Raw genomic sequence first — 22458 nt, 5'->3', positions numbered from 1 at the left:
TTATTTCTCAGGAGGCATTATTCATGAAACATTCGGTTCCAAGCCTTGATTGGCTGCAAGATGTGCGTGTATTTCGAGTTAACAGGTTGGACGCACATTCCGACCACCGCTATTATCACTCGATAGCTGCTGCTGAAGCAGGCGCATCCATGGACATGAGGCATAGCTTGAATGGCAGCTGGCAGTTCAGCTATGCGCCAAACGCAGCGAGCCGTGTGCAATCGTTTTTTCAATTGGACTATAACTGCAGCAGCTGGGAGCATATCCAAGTTCCGGGACATATTCAGCTGCAGGGCTGGGGACAGCCGCAGTATGTGAATACGATGTATCCTTGGGATGGCGTAGAAGCGCTGCGTCCTCCACACATTTCGCAAGAACATAATCCTGTCGGCAGCTATGTGAAAAATTTCCAACTTCCAGACACGATGAAAGGAAAGCCGGTTTATATCTCCTTCCAAGGTGTTGAATCAGCTTTCTACGTGTGGCTTAACGGCGAATTCGTCGGTTACAGCGAAGACAGCTTCACACCTTCGGAATTTGATCTCACGCCTTATATTCGTGAAGGTGAGAATAAGTTGGCCGTTGAGGTTTATCAAAGAAGTACAGGAAGCTGGCTGGAGGATCAGGATTTCTGGCGGTTATCGGGCATTTTCCGGGATGTATACTTATATACGGTTCCTAAGGTGCATGTGTGGGATTTGCGTGTAAAAGCAGATTTGGATGATGCGTATGTGGAAGGATTGCTCGAAATTGATCTTGATCTCCGAGACGCTCATGCAGAAACGGCTAGTGCCAAGCTTGAATTGAAAGATGCTAAGGGACAGGCGATTCTTACAGAAAAGGGCGAATTCCGAAACGGCAAGCTGTCTTTCAACCTCGCTGCGGGCATTGTTCAGCCATGGAGTGCAGAAAATCCATATTTATATGCGGCATGTATTTCGATCTACGATGAGAACGGAAGTTTGGTCGAGGCCATCGTGCAAAAGACCGGCTTCCGCCGATTTGAGATGAAAGACAAGCTGATGTGCTTAAATGGCAAACGGATCGTATTCAAAGGTGTAAACCGCCATGAATTCAACAGCCGCAGCGGACGAGCCATCACGAAGCAGGATATGTTATGGGACATTCAAACGCTGAAACGCAGCAATATCAATGCAGTCCGTACTTCCCATTACCCGAACCAGACCTTATGGTATGAGTTATGTGATGAGTATGGCGTCTACGTCATCGACGAGATGAATTTGGAGACGCACGGCTCGTGGCAGAAAATGGGGGCTGTCGAGCCTTCGTGGAACATTCCGGGCAACGATATGCAGTGGCAGGATATCGTACTTGACCGTGCGATTTCGATGGTTGAACGCGATAAGAATCATCCTTCGATTCTCATCTGGTCCTGCGGAAACGAATCCTATGCCGGCCAAGTTATTTTGAATGTAGCCGACTATTTCCGTGAGACGGACCCAGGCCGACTCGTTCACTACGAGGGCGTGTTCCACAATCGTGATTATGACGCTACTAGCGACATGGAAAGCAGAATGTATGCCAAACCTGCGGACATTGAAGCATATCTCAACAGCCAACCGGCCAAACCGTATATCAGCTGCGAATATATGCACGCAATGGGCAATTCCGTCGGAGGGCTTCACAAGTATACGGAGCTGGAAAACAAATATCCAATGTATCAAGGCGGCTTTATTTGGGATTATATCGATCAGGCGATTATGAAAAAAGATCGGAATGGCCGTGAATTCTTGGCGTATGGCGGGGATTTCCAAGACCGTCCTACGGATTACAGCTTTTGCGGCAACGGACTGGTATTCGCTGATCGCCAGCTGACTCCTAAGATGCAGGAAGTTAAATTTCTTTATCAGAATATCAAGTTGGAACCTACTAGAAACCATATTAAAGTAATTAACGAAAATTTATTTGTGAACACAGATCAGTATGTCCTTGAATATCGCCTTTATCATGAAGGAACGGAAATCGGTCATGGATTTAGGGATGTTGCCGTTGAAGCGCAGAGCGAAAGCATCGTTCCGATCGAGCTGCCAGACGTGAATGGGCAATCAGGTGAATACTGCATCCAGGCTTCATTGGTGCTCAAAGAGTCTGCGATATGGGCCGACGCCGGGTTTGAGACGGCATTTGGCCAATCCACTTTCATCATAGAAGCAAATAGTCAAAATGAACAACCTGCCGGTGAAGTCAACGTGGTAGAGGGAGACGTCAATATCAGCGTCACTGGGAAAGGATTCGCCGTCATTTTCTCGAAGCAGGTAGGATCACTTGTTTCGCTTAGATACCATGGTCGTGAGATGATTGCGATACCTCCGGCTCCGTTATTTTGGCGGGCTACCACAGACAATGATAAAGGTACCGCAATGGGCTATACGGCCGGCGCTTGGTATGCCTCGAGTCTGGCGCGCAAATGTGTCAGCACAGAGTTGAAGCAAGAGAAAAGCTCGGCAACGGTTGCCTTTGAATACAGATTCAGCATTAGCTCTGAAGTCAGCGTTCGTATTGCTTATACGGTGCATGCGGATGGAACCATTCGGGTACACACGAATTACAAAGGAGCAGCGGGTCTGCCGAATCTTCCGATCCTTGCCGTTTCCTTTAAGATGTCGGCTGATTATAACCAGTCAGAATGGTACGCAATGGGACCGGAAGAAAACTATAGCGATCGCAGCTTCGGAGCTCGTTTGGGAATCTTCAGCCGTCAGGTTGATCAGTTGCCAACACCGTACCTCGTGCCACAGGAATCGGGTAATCGAACTGGTGTTCGTCGTGTGAGTGTGACGGATGTGAAAGGGAACGGTCTTATGATTAAGGCTGACCCACACGCTCCAGTAGAATGCAATTTGTCTCCATATACGGCATTTGAGCTTGAGCATGCTGACCATGCTTGGGAGCTGCCGGATGTTCATTATACGGTTGTAACAGTTGCCGGCAAACAAATGGGTGTCGGTGGCGACGATAGCTGGGGAGCGCCTGTGCATGAGGAATATCAGATTCCGGCTGACCAGGAAATCTCGTTTGAGTTCGTTATTGCTAGTGCAGGAAACTAGTTATATATGTAAATGGAAACAGCCCGAGACATTTGTCTTGGGCTGTTTTGTGTCGTCTTGCGTGAAGTGACCAAACTGCTCGGTATGACCGCCTCGCGCCCATGTCTATACTGCACTTTATACAACATAGAACTGCTTTAAACCCCAACACCCCACTCTTCATTGCACAAACTACAATGAATTCAACGCAAATAGCGTAAAAACTGCGCTATCCTCACCAAATCGTTGTACTTTGTACAACGTTGAAGGAGGCAGCGGCCGACCTGGGGCCTTAATATTGCACAAAATGCAATATACTGATGGCGGTGGCCATTGTTTGCGACTGACATTGGATTTCATCCAATGTCACACTCATCCACAACGCGCCTGCGCCGTGCAAATGGCTCGTAGTTTTTGGAAGGGAACTACAGTCCTCTATTTTCCTGTAAACTTACTATTTTCCATTTCAAAGGGAACTACAGTCTACTATTTTGCCGATTTTACATGAATAACATGTCATGGAGGCTAAAGAAGACCCTGTAGTTCTGCTAGGAAAGGAAAACAACTCATTTTCCCCCAAATAGAGTACCCTAGTTCCCTCCAATCGTAAAACTTTCGTTCAACTCTTATGTAAATTGCAGGGTGAGGTAGGAGTTGCTGTTGGTGAACAGTCTGAATGGACGTCAGCCAGGCGACGATACGACCCACACAATAGATTGCCATAAAATTACAAGAAATGCCTGAAATCTGTAAATACAAATAGCTAGAGGGACATATATGCTTGATATGCGCTCACTTTTGATTTGAGGGTAATGCCAAGTTGAGAAGGAGAGGAGGCATATTCAAGAAGATTCGTTTCATAACTCGTGAATCCAGTAATTCAAAAGAGGAGAATTGTACAAATGAAAACGACCAAAAGGCTTGTGCAGTTATTTATCTTTTCTATGCTGATCTGTATCATTCTTCCGTCTAGTTTATCCAAAAGCCATGCGGCAGATTCCAATCCCAATGCAACAAATTATGGCTTGAAAGCTGACTATTACAAGAACTCGGGACCCGATGAGTTTAGGTTTGAAGACTTGGTTACGACGGTGGTCGATCCGTACATTAATTTTAGTTCATTGGAAGGAGCATTCACAACGCTGGTAGGGCAGAACAATCACGTGAATGTGAGATGGACAGGACAGATTACACCTGAGTTTTCCGAAAATTATACGTTCTGGATGATTGGTGACAACGGTTTCCGATTATGGATTGACAACAAACTAATCATTGATCATTGGGTCAATGACTGGGATAAAGAACAAACAAGCAGTCCGATTACCTTGGTAGCCGGCAAGAAATACGACATTAAAGTGGAGTATTTCGAGAATGACGGCGGGTCCAATTTGTTTTTACGGTGGGGCAGCCCAAGTGTGCCGAAGCAAATCGTACCTGCAACAGCCTTCACGCTGCCTGTCGATTTTGAGAATAGCGGACCCGTTGCCGGATCGGTTCTGCCTGATGGATTGCATGCCGAATTCACATTTGCGGAGGCATTAGCGGAGCTGGGCAGCGATGCGCACAAGCAACTTTCGGCTAATGTGCTCGGGAAGGATTGGCCGATCAAATCGGCGGTTTTAAAGTCCGGTGATCCTAAAACGATTCAGATAGAGTTTGAATATCCGATGTATTACCAAGATGCCCCGATGGCCAATATCGGATATACAGGCGGCGGCGCTCTTGTGTATGCAGCTAGCGGTAAGCCACTCAAAGATTTTTATCTTGCAATCAAAAATTACTCTACTTATCAGATCGAAACGCCGTGGGCAAGCCAAGTTGATCCGAGCAATCCGTTGCCGGATTATCCGAGACCGCAGATGGTTCGCGATCAGTGGCTAAACCTGAATGGGAAGTGGGAATTCCAACCCGCCAAGCAAGAGGACGCCCTTCCAACAGGTCAAACGCTGAAAGAGAACATCACGGTACCGTTTGCCGTGGAATCCCGGCTTTCAGGCATCCAACGCCAAGAGCAGCTTATGTGGTATAAGCGAAATTTCACGGTGCCGCAAAATTGGAATGGCCAACATGTGAAGTTGAATTTTGGCGCAGTGGATTACGAAACGGACGTCTATGTGAACGGAACAAAGGTAGGAAGCCATAAAGGCGGCTACACGTCATTCAGTTTCGATATAACAAGTCAGTTGAAACCCGGGGAAAATGAATTGATTGTTCATGTACTCGATTATACGGATACCCAAGGGGATCAAATTAAAGGGAAACAAACCGTTGTACAACCAGGAGGCATCTGGTATACGTCGGTGTCCGGGATCTGGCAAACCGTTTGGCTGGAGCCTGTCGCGAGCGCAAGTATTGACCGGATGAATATGGTGCCTGATATCTGGAATGGCCAGTTGAAGCTGACCGTAGATGCGGTAAATGGTACAGGTAAAACGGTGGAGGCTGTGGCACTAAAAAATGGCGTTGAAGTCGGTCGCATTAACGGAAACGCAGGTACTGAATTGCAACTTCCGGTACCGAATGCGAGATGGTGGACACCGGACGACCCGTTCCTCTATGATCTCAAGGTGTCTTTGAAGGATGGCGGAACGATCATCGATAATGTTGACAGTTACTTCGGAATGAGAGAAGTGAAACTGGGAAAAGTCGATGGCATCCAGCGTCCATTGCTGAATGGGAAGTTCGTTTTTCAAATGGGAACCTTGGATCAAGGGTATTGGCCGGACGGCCTGTATACAGCGCCAACCGATGAGGCATTGAAATTCGATATTGCAGCCGAGAAGCGGATGGATATGAATATGATCCGCAAACATATTAAGATCGAACCGGCCCGTTGGTATTACTGGGCAGACAAGTTAGGACTTCTCGTTTGGCAGGACATGCCAAGTGGAACCAGCAGAGATGTCTCGGCTCAACCGCAATATTACAAAGAATTCGATGAAATGATTAAGCAATTGCAGAATTCACCTTCCATCATCGTTTATATTGTTTTTAATGAAGGGTGGGGGCAATTCGACAACGGCGGTGATTATACCCGAGAGGCAATTGCACATGCGATAAAAGCAGATCCAACTCGCCTCATTAATGGAGTTACCGGTTGGTATGATGCCGGAGGCGGGGCCAATGAGTCCAAAGCAGGACATTTCCTGGATTGGCACAAATATCCTGCACCCGAGTCGCCGACGCCTTCGGAATATCGGGCAGCCACGCTTGGCGAATATGGGGGCGTAGGACTTCGCGTGCCAGGGCATGAATTCAGTCCTTTGACCGTGTATGCCGGACTGGCGATGAACACGAAAGAAGAGTTAACAGATCAATATATTCGTTATATCAATACGATCAAAACACTCAAAGATAAACCTGGACTTAGTGCGGCCGTATATACCCAAATTTCGGATGTCGAATACGAAATCAATGGACTTTTAAGCTACGACCGCAAAGTGGAAAAGGTAGATTTCGCTCGCGTTGCCGCAGCACACAGGGAATTAATTGGCAATAGCAATAAGTCCGACCTTTTGACCAGAATTCAAGCGGCGAAGCAGCTTCGTGATAACGCCGCTGTAGGCGATGGACCGGGGCAGTACAAGCAGCAAGTCGTGAATCTTTTCTCAGCGGCCATTGTAAGCGCACAAGCTGCGTATGACAACGAGCAAACTACCGCGGACGGCATTAAAACAGCGATAACTGCGCTGGATGCAGCCACGAAGCAATTTCTCGATAAAGCCAACAATCCTTTGCCTTTTGTTGATACATTTGATGATCGGAATGCAGCTGGTTGGACGACGTATGGTGGTGAGTGGAGTGCTGCTAACGGCAACTACACCGTAATTAACGGTGAAGGTTACAAAGCTGTGGCTAACGATACGAAATTCAAAGACTTCACTTATGAGACGGATATCTCCATGAGTGCCAGCCCTAATTTAGCTAATGCCGGCGTCATATTCAGAGTGAATAATCCAACGGTTGGAACGGATAACTTGCAAGGATATTATGCGGGCATTACATTGGCTGGTCGTGTTCAACTGGGCAAGCTGAATAACAATTGGACAGAACTGGCGAATAAAGCGCTCCCTTCGATCACCGTAGATACGGTCTACCGGTTAAAGGTTGTAGCCAAGGGGCCTAACATTGATGTTTATGTGAATGATACACTCGTGGCTAGTGCGGTTGACGGTACCTACACAGAAGGTGCTATTGGGGTACGCACATACAAGGCCAATGCAACGTTCGATAACATTCGTGTGACTGAAATGGAAGATGCGGTACAACCGAACATGACTTTAGACGGAGCAAGTCTTGTTAATGAAGGTTCGACGTTCGCGGTGAAGCTTGGTGTATCCAGTGTAACAAATGCGGTCTACGGATCAGATGTTACGTTGAAGTATCCAGCAGATTTGTTTGAACTGCAGAAAGTAGACTCAGCTGCAGATGCTATTGCCGTTGTTCATTATGTCGATGATCACAAGGGCAGCGTTCGTATGGTCCTCGCGAACATCGGAGGAGATGATCGAAGCAAGCATGAAACACCGCTGGTTACACTGCAATTTAAAGCGAAGGGTTCTCCGAATTCCTCTGGCAACATCTCGGTGCTCAAAGCCATTTTGGCCGATGAGAAAGGTGTGGAGATCGAAGCCGTACCTGCTGAGCTTGCGGTGAGCATTGAGGGTTATGTCTCGGATGGCGACTTGAACCATGACAGTAGATATTCGATTGGTGATTTGGCAATCCTTGCTACTCATTATGGGAAAAATAGCAGCAGCCCGGATTGGAATATTGCTAGAGCAGCAGACTTGAATGGCGATGGCAAAGTAGATGTTGAAGATCTGGCGAAAATGGCACAGAAGGTTTTGAATCAATAGGAAGAATGATAGAAGAATGGAATCATGGCTTTTTTAGCCTGATTCCATTTTTTTTGATGTTTTTGGGACTTCAGGGAACTACAGTTCGTTACTTTATCTTTCTCCAAATAGAGGACTCCAGTTCCCTTTAGTCGAGCCTTTTCAATTGATTGATCATTTCTTGTGGCTCCGTTCGATTCATGAAATCAGGATCGACGCGGGCATAACGGATAATAAGCTGCCTGTCAATGAGGTAAGTCGCCGGAACCGGCAGCAGCCAGCGGTCGCTTTCATTGAACTTGGCGAGATCCCGCCCAAGTATGCCAGTAAAGGTATTTTGAAGATAAGCAGGTAATTCAAATAAAAGCTTGTAACTGTCGGCGACCTGGCCGTTCGGATCGCTTAGCACGTGAAACGTAAGCTGCTCCTTCTCCATCTGAGACAGCGAGTTGTCGGGGCTTTGTGGAGAGACGGCCATCAGTTGGCCGCCGATCTTCTGAATTTCAGGCAGCAATTGCTGATAAGCTCTAAGCTGGACATTGCAGAATGGGCACCATCCGCCCCGGTAGAAAATGAGAATGACCGGGCCATTGGCAAGCTGGTCGTAGAGGGTGATTTGCTCTCCGAGCGGATTAGTTAATGTAAAGTTGGGGGCACGATCCCCCTCATTCAAACCAAAAACGATACCGGATTGCTGCTGCTCCTGGATATGGCGGAAAATGTTCACTTGAGCCATTTCAGGCACTTTTGCAATAAAACCTGCTTTGGTTTGTTCCAATTGTTCGTTCATCGACATGGGACAACGCTCCCTTTTGAATGGAATTTTGGCGCTTCACTCTGGGTCTCATTGAACATAAGATACCATATGGTATCTTTTAATTGTACCATACATCCAATAAATGGCAATGGATCCCTCGAAAAATTTGCTATAATGAATTATCGACTACGGTTTGTACGGAGGGCTTATGAAAAAAGGAGATAGAACCAGGGAACACATCATCATGAAATCTGCCGAACTTTTTAATCAACATGGCTATGCGGGTTCATCGTTAAACGATATTATTGCCGCCACCGGCATTAAAAAGGGAGGCATCTATCGCCACTTTAGCAGTAAAGACGAAATTGCCCTCGAAGCCTATCAATATGCGGCTAGTACAGTCGGCAGGAGATTCACCGAAGCTATGGAGAAAGAGGAGTCTGCCTCGGGGCGATTGCTCGCTTTTTTTCACGTCTACGAAGATGTTGTGGATAATCCCCCTTTCATCGGCGGGTGTCCCTTGCAGAACACAGCGGTAGAGAGTGATGACACTCATCCGATATTGCGTGATAGAGCGCAGCGTGGTCTTATTAGTACTCTGGATATGATGAAAAATATTATTCGTGAAGGCATACGATTGGGGGAATTTAAGGGGAATTTGGATGTAGATGCATTGGCTACGTTTGCCCTTTCCTTATTGGAAGGAGGCATCATGTTGAGTAAGCTAGAAGGTAACAGCAGGCATATGCATAGGAATATTGCCAGTTTCTCTTCGTACCTGAAGCAGTGTTGTTTGAATGTTCATTGAACGGCCGCACCTGCTCCCGGCACCTCGAATCATCTCAGGAAATTCGAATCAGCATACTGGGGACTGCGGACAAATACGGATGGGAAGTGAATCATTAGCATGATGGTACGATTTAAGGCTTATTGCCATGCTATTTTAAACAAATACCTTTCAGGGGAATCTATCGATTACCGTCAGGTCATCTCATTATTTCTACCGATTCTCATCGACCAAGCCTTCCTTGTCGGCTTAAGTTTGGTGAACACGGCGATGATTAGTTCATCGGGCGTGGCGGCGATCAGCGCCGTAAGTATGGTCGATTCGCTCAACATGTTTTTGGTTAACGTTTTTGTCGCCATAGCGACCGGCGGTACAGTCGTCGTGGCGCAGTATAAGGGCAGCGGGAACGATAAAATGGTTTCCAAAGCGGCGGCAAGCTCGCTTTCCGCGGTCACGTTGGTTGCGGTAGCGCTCAGCCTGCTCGTCTTGCTGTTTTATCATCCTATTCTTAAGGTGCTGTTCGGCACGGCGGAGCCGGAAGTGTTCTCCCATGCCGGTACCTATTTGGTGGGCAGCTGTATCTCCTACACGGGGATCGCGATCAAGGAAGCGGTTAACGGAGCGCTTAGAGGGATCGGCAGAACGAGAGTGACCTTGGTGCTGTCTTTGATCATGAACCTCACCTACGTGCTGCTCAATGTCGTATTTGTCCATTATCTGGACATGGGCGTTCTAGGGTTGAGCGTGGCTGTGAATATTTCCCGGTATGTAGCGGCTTGTTGCGCATTATTCTACCTGCTGCGGATGGATGCCAGCCTGCGAATTCAACTTCAGGATGTACTCGAATGGAATTTCTCCATGTTTAAGAGAATCATGTTCATTGGGCTGCCATTCGCAGCGGAGCAGTTATTTTTTAACGGGGGAAAAATGTTAACCCAAATCTATATCGTCAGCCTGGGCACCTATGCGATTGCAACTAACGCTATCAGTTCGGTCATCGCCATGCTGCTGCAAATCCCTTCAATCGCCTTGTCGACGGCGTTAGTCACGGTGGTAGGGCAATGTATCGGGAGGCGCAATATTCAGGATGCCCGCAAATTTACGAGGTCGTTTATGTGGCTGTCATCGGGTGCCCTCTTATTGATGGGGCTGCTGTTACTTCCGTTTTTCAATCCGCTTGTAAGAATGTTCAGCCCTCCGGCAGAGATTATGGACGATCTGTATCTCATTATGCTGGTCAATTTCTTAGCTCAAATTCCGCTATGGTCGATCAGTTTCCTGCTGCCAGGGGCACTGCGAGCTGCGGGGGATTCACGTTTCACCTCGATTTCTTCGATGCTGACCATGTGGTTGTTCCGGGTTGTGCTCGGCTATGTGTTCGGCATCACCCTTGGTTACGGCGTTATCGGGGTTTGGGCGGCTATGCAATTGGAATGGGGCGTGCGCGGGGCGGTTTTCCTCTGGCGCTACTATGGGGACAAGTGGTATAAACACCGCTTGATCGAGCCAACGGGCGGGAAATAAGCCAGGAAATAAGCCCCATTCCATGAGGGGTCATTTGAGAGCTTGTTTGCTTGCATAATACTTGGGCAGCACGCCTACTTTTTTCTTAAACATGCGCAGGAAGCCGGTGTAATCATTAAAACCTGACCCCATGCAGGCCTCGGTAACGTTGTAACCATCTGCGAGCATTTTTTTGGCAAGCGCAATCCGTTTGTAGATGATGTACTCATGGATCGTGCTGCCTGTATGTTTTTTGAAAAGTCTGCTTAGATGATATTTGCTGATAAAAAACATTTTCTCAAGCCGTTCAAGGGTCAAATCTTCCGTGAGATGTTGATCGAGATAGGCCAGGATAGGGCTCAATCTTTTCGGCAAATCCATGCCGTTTTCGTTTGCTTTGTTGGTATAAAAGAATCGATGAACCAGAACAAGAATTTCAATCAAACAGCCAAGTTTCACGAGGGAATCGCCTGGAAATGGATGGTTGATGATTTCATTATATTTCGTAAACAAATCAAGCAAGGCGGAGGATTGTTGTTCGCTAAGCTTGATTTTGTTTTTTTCACCGGCGGGACGATCATAGAAGCATTGAAGCGGTTTCAAGTTTTCGGTTTGAAAGAGAGCAATCAGAGCCGGATTAAATTCTATGGTTACACGTTCATATAAGTCGTCTGTCGTGAGCGCAGGCTTATGAATTTCATGCTCATTGGTAATGATGAGATCACCGAATTCCAGAGGATACATCGTCTTGTCAACGAAATAGTTCACATCACCCCGGATTAAAAAGAAGATCTCACAGCCCTGATGCAAATGAAAATGAACATTAAAGGGGGCTGTTCGAATGGCATGACGGAATTTCACATGTTCATCAAACTGTTCCAAGTAATCAGAAATCAAGATAATGACCTCCTGTGATGAGAGCAAGTTTATCCACTTTTGAGGCAATTTCATCAAGGAAGTGGTAATTGTAATGATATAGGATGATAGTGTGATATTCAATAGATTTGGGAGGGAACTACCTATGAGTGAGCAAAAAATCAAATTTGGACTTGTTGGCATTGGCAATATCGGAAATACGCATTTGAAGTATTTGAGTGAGATGGACAATGTAGCGCTTGTGGGCGTTTGTGATGTAGATAAAGAAAAAGCTGATTTGAATGCTAAAACGTATGGGACGACGGCTTATTACGATGTCTTGGATTTATTGGACAACTCCGGGCTGGATGTCATCATTATCGCCGTTCCCCATTACGATCATCCATACATTGCCATTGAGGCTTTCAAACGCGGGATTCATGTCATGTGCGAGAAACCGATCGCCGTTCATGTCAATGATGCCAACCGCATGATTGAAGCTTATGAATCCGCTAAAGAGACATACCCGGGCCTCCAGTTTGCCATTATGTTTCAAGAAAGAACGCTGCCTTTCTATGCAAAGCTCAAAGAAATTGTGGAAAGCGGAGAGTTGGGCCAACTCACTCGCGCTACTTGGATTCATACCAAATGGTTCCGCTCCCAGTCTTACTATAATAGTGGTGGATGGCGTGCGACATGGGCCGGCGAGGGCGGCGGCATCTTGACGAATCAGTGTCCGCACACGCTCGATATGTATCAATGGTTGTTCGGGCTGCCTTCGCTAATTTCCGGTCATGCGCATATCGGTAAATATCATGACATTGAAGTTGAGGACGAGGTAACCGCTTACTTTGAACATTCAAACGGGATGATCGGGCATTTGATTGTGACAACAGCTGAGCTGCCGGGAACGAACCGCCTGGAAATTGTCGGCGATACCGGCAAACTGGTGCTGGAGAACGATAAGCTGCTTCACTATAAATATCAGGAATCCATGCTCACGTTCACGAGAGAGACTGAGCAGAAATTTGCCACTTGGCAGATTGAACCGGAGGAAGTTGAAGTGGATGAGGATGCTCCTAATGGCCATCATGTCGTAACCGGCCGCTTGGTTGACCGCCTCCTAGGCAAGGAAACAGATTTGATTGCCGAAGGACCGGAAGGTCTTGGCTCTTTGACGCTGGCTAATGGCATTATACTGTCTTCCTTCCAGAAGCGCCCTGTTGAGGTACCAATTGACGGCGATGCATTCCAATCTCACTTGGACGAACTGATCAAATCTTCTACATTTGTGAAAAAGGTCGTCACAGAGTCTAAAACGCAAGAAGATATGTCAGCTTCTTTCGGCAGCAGCAAATAATAAAGGAGAGATGGCCATGCTTAAAGCTAAAATTACTTGTTTCGCCGATGAAATATCGCAGGATTTGGAAGAACAGTTAGACGTGCTGCAGCAAGAGGGGATCTCCTATATTGAGCTGCGGAATGTTTGGGGCAAAAATGTCTTGGAGCTAAATGATGAGGAGCTCTCCAGCATCCACCAAATATTGAAGGAACACGGTTTTCAAGTATCTTCCATTGCTTCTCCCATCGGTAAATATCCGGTTGCGGAAGAATTTGGTCCGCAAGTGCAAGCGGTCCAGAAGGCAATTCATGCAGCACACGTGTTAGGAACCCCGTATATTCGTATATTTTCCTACCATCCGCCCGAGAATGCGGATCTCGATACGTGCAGAGACGAAGTACTGCGCAGAATGAAGCAATTGGCAGAGATCGCAGAACAGAATAACGTTGTCCTTATTCTTGAGAATGATAATAACTTGTATGGAACGACGGATGAACGTTGTTTGGAAATTTTACAGCATTGCGCGTCCGATTCCCTGCGTATGGCTTTCGACCCAGGTAACTTTGTTAAGAATGATATTAAACCGATGCAGGACGCGTATCCGAAACTCCAAGCCTATACGGATTACATTCATATTAAGGATGCTACGTTCGAACCGAAGCTATTTGTTCCTGCCGGAGCGGGTGACGGAGAGGTTGATGCACTGCTGCTGTCTCTAAAAGAGAGAGGCTACGACGGGTTTCTGTCTGTAGAGCCGCATTTGCAGCATTACATGCCGCACGCGAGTAATCCTAAACGTGTTGTCACTGCGGTCCGCGCACTCAAGCAACTGCTTGAACGGGCGGAATACCAGTGGGAGTAGAGTATTCATAAGAAATTAGAAAAAAGAGCTGAATCCATTTGGATTGGCTCTTTTTTAGATTATGGACTGTTTATAAATCCTGTGGAATAAAGTGACATTATTTTTTGCCAAGGAATCCTTCCTTGAAAATATTCAGTAAATATTCGAGCGTTGTCGGATCGCTATACGTTGAAGCTTCCGTATCGATCTCGATGACGTGCTTGTTCTTGACGGCCGGAATGTTGTTCCATGTTTCGGTTTTCATGAATGAATTGTTGGCTGCCGAGCTTCTGCTAAGGACAAGGTAGTCTCCGGCATAATTGGGGATAACCTCTTGTGAGAGCGCATAGTAGCCTGGGCCCAGGGCATCCTTTTTAACTTTCTCAGGCATGTTTAAACCCATTGCTTGGTAGAGGACTTCAGTACCGCGAGCCCAGTTATTGCCGAATACATAGAAGTCCTTCGAATCTGTTTCAATGACGGATACAGTAGCCTGGTCACCGATTTTGGCTTTGATTTCCTTGCCGATATCTGCCGCACGTTTCTTGAAATCATCGATCCAATTTTGCGTCTCTTTTTCTTTTATTCAGCAATTTACCGATTTCAAGCTGTTGGGCTAGATAGTCCAGTTTGCCCCACGTATAGACGACAGTTGGCGCAATTTGTTTTAACTTTTCGATATTTTTCGATTCGGAGCCAGCGATAATGAGATCCGGTTTCTGCTCGATAATTTTCTCAAGTTCATTATCTGAAACAACATGGATGCCATTCAGTTTTTCTTTGAAAAGAGGGTTCTTATTCGTCCATTCGTCGACTCCGACCAGTGTGCCGCCTAGCGATAGCACGTTCGGCGCATTCGTCAGGGCAACGATACGCTTAGGACTCGACGGAACCTGAACAGGTCCTGTCTCGGATGCATAAGTCATCATGCCGGAAGCTTCTTTGGCAGCGGCTGGCGCGTTCGAGCTTTGTGGGGAAGCGGCAGGGCTATTGCTTGTCGCATTGTTGCCGCAAGCGGTAATAGCGAACATGAACACGAAGAGAATAGGTATAAAAAGCTTGTTTTTCATCTTGGAGTCTCCTTAATGGTGGAACTAAACCACATATTTATTGATAATGATAATCGGTCTCATTAAATAAATATAGATACTAGCTGCCTGTTTGTCAACGAGAATCTCATTTTTTATCTTCTCTGCACGCATGATAAAGCCACCACGTATCGAGCAGCGGCGCGGATCTTAGACTTTTTGCTGAAGAAAATGTTGTTTTTTGAAAAACAGATAGAACCTTTGTCGAATGCTAATTTATTAGCAGGGAATGTCGTGTTTTTGGTGAAATTGTTGCTAGTAGCTTACAAGCTGTGTTCCTTTTGCATGAAATAGAGATGGGGGTCGTTCGATGTATAGACTATTAATTGTCGATGATGAGCCAAGACACCGGGATGGGCTAGCGAATCTGATCGGGAAATTAAGGCCGGAATACCATGTATATAAGGCTAAAAATGGAAATGAAGCACTTAGCGTTATGGCTGACAATCCCATTGATATTGTTTTTAGCGATATCCGTATGCCCCAAATGGATGGATTGCAGCTGCTTGAACATCTGGATGCCTACGAAAAACCGCCTATTCTTGTCGTATTAAGCGGTTACCGACAATTCGAATACGCACAAAAAGCGATAAGCTTAGGGGTATGCGAATACTTGCTTAAACCTGTTGATGCAGCGACTCTGAAAAATACCTTGGAGAAGATTGAAAGAGAAATAGCCTCCAATCACACACAGCTGCAAGAAAATGAAAATGCGCTTATTAAACTTAATCAAACGCTTCCTATTTACAACGATCATTTGATGAATCAATGGGTTGCTGGGCATATAGAGGGGAAAAGCCTGTCTGAATTGCGAAAATTACTTCCTCCGATCGAGGCGGGCACAATTTTGCTCACAGAGATCAATGCGTTTAGATCAGCGGATTATATCGATGATTTCCAGGCCAAACAATTTTTGAAGGGGCAAATAGAACAAACTTTAGGGCCTGCAGCAGGCTCTGTTTCATTTTCCTTGGAGGACAGAAGAAGTATACTTGTTACCGTTATCTCCACCCGTTCATTCGAAATCTGCTCGACTGAAACGCAGGATAAGCTGCGCGCATGCATTCGACAAATGAAGGAAAACGGATTGGAGATCACCATAGCGCTGGGAAGCCAATGTGAGGATATCATCAGGCAAGCTAAACAAGCCTTCGAAGATGCCAAACGGGCTTTATCGTATCAATTTTTTCTTGGTAGCGCTATCATTCTATCGTTGGATGAGATTAGGCCGGCAGCAAGCGGGAAGGTGCTCACCAAATATCGAGAAGAAGAGGAGCTGCTTGATGCTGTTCGGGAGTCGGATAAAGAGAAAACCGTTCGATTGATCACGGCCATTTTCGAAAAGCAAATCAATGAGGGACTACCCCTGCCTGAATCCTTTAAAGAGTTTATTCTGCGTATTGTGCTGCACCTGATCCATCAGTTTAAAGAGGTTATGCTTGAGGATTATTATAAAGATTTATTGAGAAGGGCCGAGGAGACGTTAAAACATAGCCCCTTTTATTCCATGCTGAAAACTTCCGTTATCGAAATGTTAAGTGAGATGATTGATACGATTCTGAAGACTAGAAATTGGAAAAAGGAAATGATTATTAAAACTTGTTTGCAATATATCGAGGAGCATTATGCCGAGGATTTATTTCTGGAGTCAGTGGCCAGCAAATTTTATTTTAATACGAGTTATTTCAGTCATTATTTCAAAGTAAACACCGGCATTTCGTTCAGCCAATACTTGCTTCGAACAAGGCTCAGAAAAGGGAAAGAGCTGTTGGAAGAGACGGATTCAAAAATTTATGAGATATCCAAATTGATCGGCTTTAAGGATACGAAATATTTCAATCGCGTATTTAAAAAAGAGTTTGGTGTCACACCTGAAGAGTACAGAAGAATTACGGTGAACATTTTCAACGCGAATAAATAAAAAGCGAGTGGATGCGGCAATGAAGAAATATTTGAGACGGCTAGGTCAATTACTGAGTGAGCTGAGGTTCAGAGACAAATTAACGATTTCTTATATTTTTCTTATTACAGTTCCAGCTGTGGTAATTGGCATTAAATATTACAATACAAGCTCTCAAATTATTCTGGAAAATGCCAGTAAACATATTTATGAAATTGTCAAAAAAGACAACCAAATTATTGATAACAGGCTGAACAAACTACAAGAAAGCACCTTATCTACCATTTCCAATGTCGAATTATATGCCCTGTTAAACGCGATGAGCACCGATGATGACATGCAATTAATTCAAATGGACAAGCGGATCAAGGAAATATTAAATCAGTATTTTATTGAAAATGGTGATATTTTCTCAGCGAATCTGCTAACGAGCTACTATGCTTTTGGAAGCAATAATGTATCCATTTCTCAGGAGAAGGTGCTGGATTCCAGCGTATATAAGGATGCGAAGGATGCACAAGGGGGGCTTGTGTGGGTTCCTAATTACGAAGTGTCCGAAATCGTGAAAAGTGGAGAAATTCTGAATAACAATGTGAATAGTTTCTTTGCGGCCGCCCGTACGATCAACAGCACCTATTTCCAAAACGGCTCGATTCATTACATGAGTGAAGGCATCGAACGGCCCGTCCTGTTAATTAATGTAAAAATCGATATGTTTAATAGTGTGTTTGCCGATAGCCTGCCTGTAACGGGGGCCTTTACTTTTGTCCTATCCCAGGACGGAAGAGTGATCTCACCCTCGCAATCCAATCACACCAAATCATACGCAGACTCAAACTGGTTTCAAGCCGCCATGCTGCAAAAAAGCGGATCCTCGATCACGACGATTGCCGGCAAAAAGCTGCTGGTCTGCTTCGACCGCATGCAAACGACGGGGTGGATTACAGCAGCGTTCGTGCCGTATGATCAACTGATTGTCAACTTATCGAACCTCCGCACGTATACGCTGTATCTGAGCATATTTCTCATGGTGTTGTCGGTTATCATCGCCTATCTGCTCTCCGGCTGGTTGACGAATCCGATCAAGAAATTGTTAGTTGCGACTCACTTGATCGGGATTGGTAAATTCACTACGAAGATTCCCGTTGTATCGGACAAGGAGTTCAGCTTTCTTTTTACCAAATTCAACCAGATGAACGAGAAAATTCAACAATTGATTACCGAAAATTATGAGGTGAAATTAAGGGAGAAAGAAGCGGAGATTATGGCTTTAAATCTGCAGCTGAATCCTCACTTTCTCTACAATACGTTAAATATTATAAACTGGATGGCTATTGATAAAAATCAGGATGACATTAGCCGCATGATTATCAGCTTATCCACGATGCTTGAGTATACCGTTCATAATAAAAAAGAAGTCGTCCCTCTTCGAGAGGATATGAGGTGGCTGAAAGGTTACTTGCATATCATGAGCACTCGCTATGAAGGTATCTTTGGCGTTCAAATCGAGATTGACCCCTCCTTGGACAGCTGTACGGTACCCAAACTATTTCTTCAGCCCATCATAGAAAACTCCATTATTCACGGATTCGAATCGCTTGAGAACGGCGGTATGATTCAAATCATCGGATGGCATAACGAATCGATGGTGCATTTTACTGTGCAGGATAACGGCAAGGGAATGGATGACTCCCAAAGGAAACATATCATGAAAAACGATTCGGAGCATGTTGGGATTAGCAATATAGACAAACGGATTAAGCTGTTGTTCGGTCAGGAGTACGGAATCGCGATAGACTCCCAAGTCGGCGTAGGAACGAGTGTGCATATTGTGTTTCCATTTCGCAAATTCGAGAGCAGTGTGGACAATTTTTAGTACGGCGTCAATTTTATTGAAAATATAAGAATAGTCCACTAAACCAAAATCTTTCGAATATCCAAGATGTAAGCGCATTCGTTATAGTGGTATTACATAAGTCAAACCTTATGAAGAACCTAGAGCGATAAGGGAGGAAAACAAATTGTTACAGAAAAAAAGAATGATGAAACGATCTCTTGTGGTTTTGTTCGCATCCATGATAACGCTCACCGGATGTACGACCGGTACGAGTACCAAAGAGGCGGCGGTAACACCAGCGGGAACGACTGTGCCTCAACCAAGCAAAGAAGCTGCTGCAACACCAGAAGCGAAGAAAGAACCCGTTAAATTAAAGTATACCTATTGGGGGAGCCCGCAAGAAAAAACAGCGATCGAGAACGCAACGAAAAAATTCACGGAGAAATATCCTTGGATTACGGTAGATCCCGTGTTCATTCCTGAATCGGATTATGACGCTAAAATTACAGCGATGGTGGCCGGTAATGAATCGCCGGATGCCGGCTATATGCACTCTGAGCTAGGGGAAGCTTGGCAAAATGAAGAGAAATTCGTTAACATCAACGATTTGTTCGCCAATGACAAGGAAGTTAAAAAATCGGATTTCTTAGACTACATTTGGTTCAACGGCACAAAACCTAATTACACGTATGCGATAAGTACAGCTGCAGAATCATTTGCTATTTTTTACAATAAAGATTTGTTTGCAGAGGCAAAAGTGGAACCGCCTCCTGCGAAAGCTGAAAATGCCTGGACGTGGGATCAATTTGTAGCTACGGCCCAGAAGTTAACGTTGGACAAAAATGGTAAAAATGCGGCTGATCCGAATTTTGACCCTAATAATATCAAACAGTTCGGTGTATCTTTTGAAAGCTGGTGGGGGCCGATTATGGCTCAAGTCGTGAATAACGGTGGCGATATCATCTCGAAAGACGGCAAAACGTTCGCGCTTGACCAACCGGAAGCGGTCGAAGCGGTGCAAAGACTCGCTGATCTCATCAATAAGTATCATGTAGCGCCATCCCCGACTCAAATGAAGTCGATTCCGTCTCAAGCTGTTGCGCTGCAATCCAAAATTGTTGCGATGAGTATGCACGGACAATGGATCAATCTTGATCTTGGAGCGGCAAAAGTGAACTACGGCATTGGTGCCCTACCGAAGATGAAGCAAAGCATCGCAATGGGCATTAGTGGTGCGAGCGTTATCTACAAATCATCGAAACATTTGGAAGAAACATGGATGCTGACCAAATTCCTGGCTGATCCTGCAGGCGCCATTGATTTGTACAAAGGCGGATTGTGGATGCCGACGATGAAGAAATGGTACACCGATCCTGCATTGGTTGCACAATGGGCGGAAAATAATCCGGCGCATCCGGAAGGCTTCAAAGACGCCTTTATGAACAACTTGTTGAATAATGGGGTGGCAAGCGCCGGTTACTATTTGATGAATTTCGGTAAAGTCACGGATATGACCTTCTCCGCCCTTGACCCTGTTTGGCTCGGTAAATCAACAGCGGAAAAAGCGCTGAAAGATTTAGCTCCGAAAGTTCAGCAGGAGATTAAAGGCAGATTTGGTTCTAACTAATCATTGAATAGGGACATCAGCAATGGATTTATTGATTAGTCGGCCTTCGTGCCGGCTAATCGAACAAATGATAGCAGGAGAGATAGCGATGGAGATTAGTACTGAGAATAAGCTGGTTGTATCGACATCCAAGAAAATGCTGAAAAAAAGAGTCGCTCGCGAGCTTTTAAACGGTTTATTGTTTGCTTCTCCCGTACTTTTGGGGTTTCTCATTTTCGTAGTTGGTCCCGTGTTTTATACCGTATTTCTAAGTTTTACGAAATATAATATTGTCTCCGCTCCTCAATTTGTTGGACTTGATAATTATGTACACCTGCTTTCGGGCAAAGACGCTTTCTATTATCCAGCCGTCAGGGCTACCTTTTATTATGTGATGATCAGTGTGCCAGCAGGAATCATTTTCTCGTTTTTCATTGCCATTTTACTGAATATGAAAATAAGAGGAAGAACGGTCTTTCGTGCCATATTTTATCTGCCTGTCATCATCCCGCTTGCAGCGTCTTCGATGATCTGGCTTTGGCTGTTGCAGCCGAATTTCGGTGTCGTCAATTTCCTGCTTGAAACGTTTCATTTACCAACATCCTTGTGGTTGTCCTCCGATGCAACCGTGATCCCGACCTTAATTCTAATCAGTTTGTGGACCACCGGTAACATGATCGTCATCTTTCTGGCAGGGCTTCAGAATATACCGGCTCATCTGTACGAAGCACTTGAAGTAGACGGTGGGAACAGCTTTCAAAAATTGGTGTATATTACGGTGCCAATGAGCTCTTCAATCATATTTTTCAATACGGTTATCGGGTTTATCAATGCTTTTCAAACGTTTGTTCAGCCTTACGTAATGACGCAAGGGGGACCTAATAAAGCGAGTTACTTATATGTTCTCTACCTGTTCAGAGAAGGTTTTCAATTCTCGAATTTTGGTACATCGAGCGCGAGTGCCGTTCTTCTATTCCTGATAATTTTATTGTTCACCTGGGTGTTCTTCAAATTCTCAAAATCTCTTGTGTATTACGAAGGGCAGGAAGACCACAAATGACAAATAGGAGTTCATTCAAGCTGCTTCTTGTGTATGTCATTTTAGTGATCGGCAGCATCATTTGCTTATTCCCTTTTTATTGGATGGTTCGAACGGCGATTGTAGATATGGGTGAAATTTTTAAAAGTCCCCCGATCTTCCTTCCAACGACCATCCATTGGGATAACTTTAAGACCGCACTAAGCAGCCATCCATTCCATAGATATTTCCTCAACAGCACGATCGTTACCGGGCTTTCCATTGTTGGCGTATTATTAAGCAGCTCGCTTTGCGCATACAGCTTTTCCAGGATTAACTGGGTTGGGAGAGACCGAGTATTTGGCGTCATTCTGACCGGATTAATGCTCCCGTTCTTCGTCGTTATGATTCCACATTTTATCGGTTGGAAATTATTGAATCTGACGGATTCTTTCGTTCCGTTAATTGCTCCAGCTTGGTTTGGCGGTGGGGTGTTTAACATTTTCTTGCTTCGCCAGTTCTTCATGTCCATTCCGAAAGAGATGGATGAGGCGGCTAAAATCGACGGCGCGAGCCATTTCCTGACGTATTGGAAAATTATATTGCCAATCGGCAAGCAATCGATGATTGTTGTTGGGCTGCTGACGTTTCTGGCCAGTTGGAACGACTACTTGGGGCCGCTCGTGTTTATCACAAGCGAGAAAAACTATACGTTGATGCTTGGATTGACCTTGTTCCAAGGAACGTACTCCGCACAGTGGAATTACATGATGGCGGCAACCAGCGTGGTTGTCCTGCCGTCCTTAGTCTTATTCCTCATTGCACAAAAACATTTGGTAGAAGGTATTGCGATGACCGGTGTGAAGGGGTAGACGTTGCACAATCGGATTGCGAAGTTAACTACCTTAAGGGGGTGGTCCTCATGAACGGAATGATCAGCATCGTAGATAAGCAAATGTGTTGCAGCAGGCTGTTCATTCCGCTAAGTCATTGTTTAGATGGCAGACAGTAGCTACTAAGGGGCATGTCATGGCTAAAA

13 protein-coding genes and 1 pseudogene are annotated in these 22458 nt (G+C 45.4%); 11 read left to right on the top strand and 3 right to left on the bottom strand.

Annotated features, from left to right (window positions below; genetic code table 11):
- Nucleotides 1–23 precede the first annotated feature (23 nt).
- Together RQP52_RS15895 and RQP52_RS15890 are read left to right on the top strand one after the other, a co-directional pair.
- Nucleotides 24–3068, top strand: a complete 3045-nt coding sequence (locus RQP52_RS15895; RefSeq protein ID WP_315952757.1) for a glycoside hydrolase family 2 TIM barrel-domain containing protein — start codon at nt 24–26, stop codon at nt 3066–3068.
- A gap of 881 nt (nt 3069–3949) precedes the next feature.
- Nucleotides 3950–7906, top strand: a complete 3957-nt coding sequence (locus RQP52_RS15890; RefSeq protein ID WP_315952756.1) for a PA14 domain-containing protein — start codon at nt 3950–3952, stop codon at nt 7904–7906.
- Between the two features lie 127 nt (nt 7907–8033).
- On the opposite strand, the gene RQP52_RS15885 is transcribed toward RQP52_RS15890, so the two are convergent.
- Entirely contained in the window at nt 8034–8681 is a 648-nt protein-coding gene (locus tag RQP52_RS15885) for a peroxiredoxin-like family protein (protein ID WP_315952755.1), read from the bottom strand.
- A 205-nt stretch (nt 8682–8886) separates the two neighbouring features.
- Here RQP52_RS15885 and RQP52_RS15880 point away from each other — a divergent pair, with 205 nt between their 5' ends.
- Entirely contained in the window at nt 8887–9450 is a 564-nt protein-coding gene (locus RQP52_RS15880) for a TetR/AcrR family transcriptional regulator (RefSeq protein WP_315952754.1), read from the top strand.
- 90 nt (nt 9451–9540) lie between these two features.
- Entirely contained in the window at nt 9541–10953 is a 1413-nt protein-coding gene (locus RQP52_RS15875) for an MATE family efflux transporter (RefSeq protein WP_379174164.1), read from the top strand.
- Between the two features lie 30 nt (nt 10954–10983).
- Here the strand turns inward: RQP52_RS15875 and RQP52_RS15870 are convergent, their stop codons facing one another.
- Nucleotides 10984–11829, bottom strand: coding sequence for an AraC family transcriptional regulator (locus RQP52_RS15870; protein ID WP_315952750.1), 846 nt, complete (start codon nt 11827–11829; stop codon nt 10984–10986).
- A 124-nt stretch (nt 11830–11953) separates the two neighbouring features.
- Here RQP52_RS15870 and RQP52_RS15865 point away from each other — a divergent pair, with 124 nt between their 5' ends.
- Together RQP52_RS15865 and RQP52_RS15860 are read left to right on the top strand one after the other, a co-directional pair.
- Nucleotides 11954–13147: a Gfo/Idh/MocA family protein gene (locus RQP52_RS15865; RefSeq protein ID WP_315952748.1), complete on the top strand. Its 1194-nt coding sequence runs from the start codon at nt 11954–11956 to the stop codon at nt 13145–13147.
- A gap of 16 nt (nt 13148–13163) precedes the next feature.
- Nucleotides 13164–13991: a sugar phosphate isomerase/epimerase family protein gene (locus tag RQP52_RS15860; protein ID WP_315952746.1), complete on the top strand. Its 828-nt coding sequence runs from the start codon at nt 13164–13166 to the stop codon at nt 13989–13991.
- Between the two features lie 97 nt (nt 13992–14088).
- Here RQP52_RS15860 and RQP52_RS15855 read toward each other — a convergent pair.
- Nucleotides 14089–15040, bottom strand: a pseudogene (locus RQP52_RS15855) (iron-hydroxamate ABC transporter substrate-binding protein).
- 328 nt (nt 15041–15368) lie between these two features.
- Here RQP52_RS15855 and RQP52_RS15850 point away from each other — a divergent pair.
- The 5 genes from RQP52_RS15850 to RQP52_RS15830 all read left to right on the top strand — a co-directional run bounded on the left by RQP52_RS15850 (nt 15369) and on the right by RQP52_RS15830 (nt 22291).
- A complete protein-coding gene (locus tag RQP52_RS15850; RefSeq protein WP_315952744.1) occupies nt 15369–16979 on the top strand; it encodes a response regulator in 1611 nt (536 codons plus the stop codon).
- 19 nt (nt 16980–16998) lie between these two features.
- Nucleotides 16999–18834, top strand: coding sequence for a cache domain-containing sensor histidine kinase (locus tag RQP52_RS15845; RefSeq protein ID WP_315952743.1), 1836 nt, complete (start codon nt 16999–17001; stop codon nt 18832–18834).
- Nucleotides 18835–18979: 145 nt separating this feature from the next.
- The gene (locus RQP52_RS15840) at nt 18980–20422 is read left to right on the top strand and encodes an ABC transporter substrate-binding protein (protein WP_315952742.1); all 1443 of its coding nucleotides are present in this window, start codon (nt 18980–18982) and stop codon (nt 20420–20422) included.
- 88 nt (nt 20423–20510) lie between these two features.
- The gene (locus RQP52_RS15835; protein WP_315952741.1) at nt 20511–21461 is read left to right on the top strand and encodes a carbohydrate ABC transporter permease; all 951 of its coding nucleotides are present in this window, start codon (nt 20511–20513) and stop codon (nt 21459–21461) included.
- Entirely contained in the window at nt 21458–22291 is an 834-nt protein-coding gene (locus tag RQP52_RS15830) for a carbohydrate ABC transporter permease (RefSeq protein ID WP_315952740.1), read from the top strand. Before RQP52_RS15835 ends, RQP52_RS15830 begins: the two co-directional genes overlap by 4 nt.
- Nucleotides 22292–22458: the final 167 nt, after the last annotated feature.

Origin of the sequence: Paenibacillus violae (assembly GCF_032461945.1) — a bacterium.
Taxonomy (GTDB): Bacteria; Bacillota; Bacilli; order Paenibacillales; family NBRC-103111; genus Paenibacillus_E; species Paenibacillus_E violae.
This window is presented reverse-complemented; position numbering and strand designations above follow the sequence as displayed.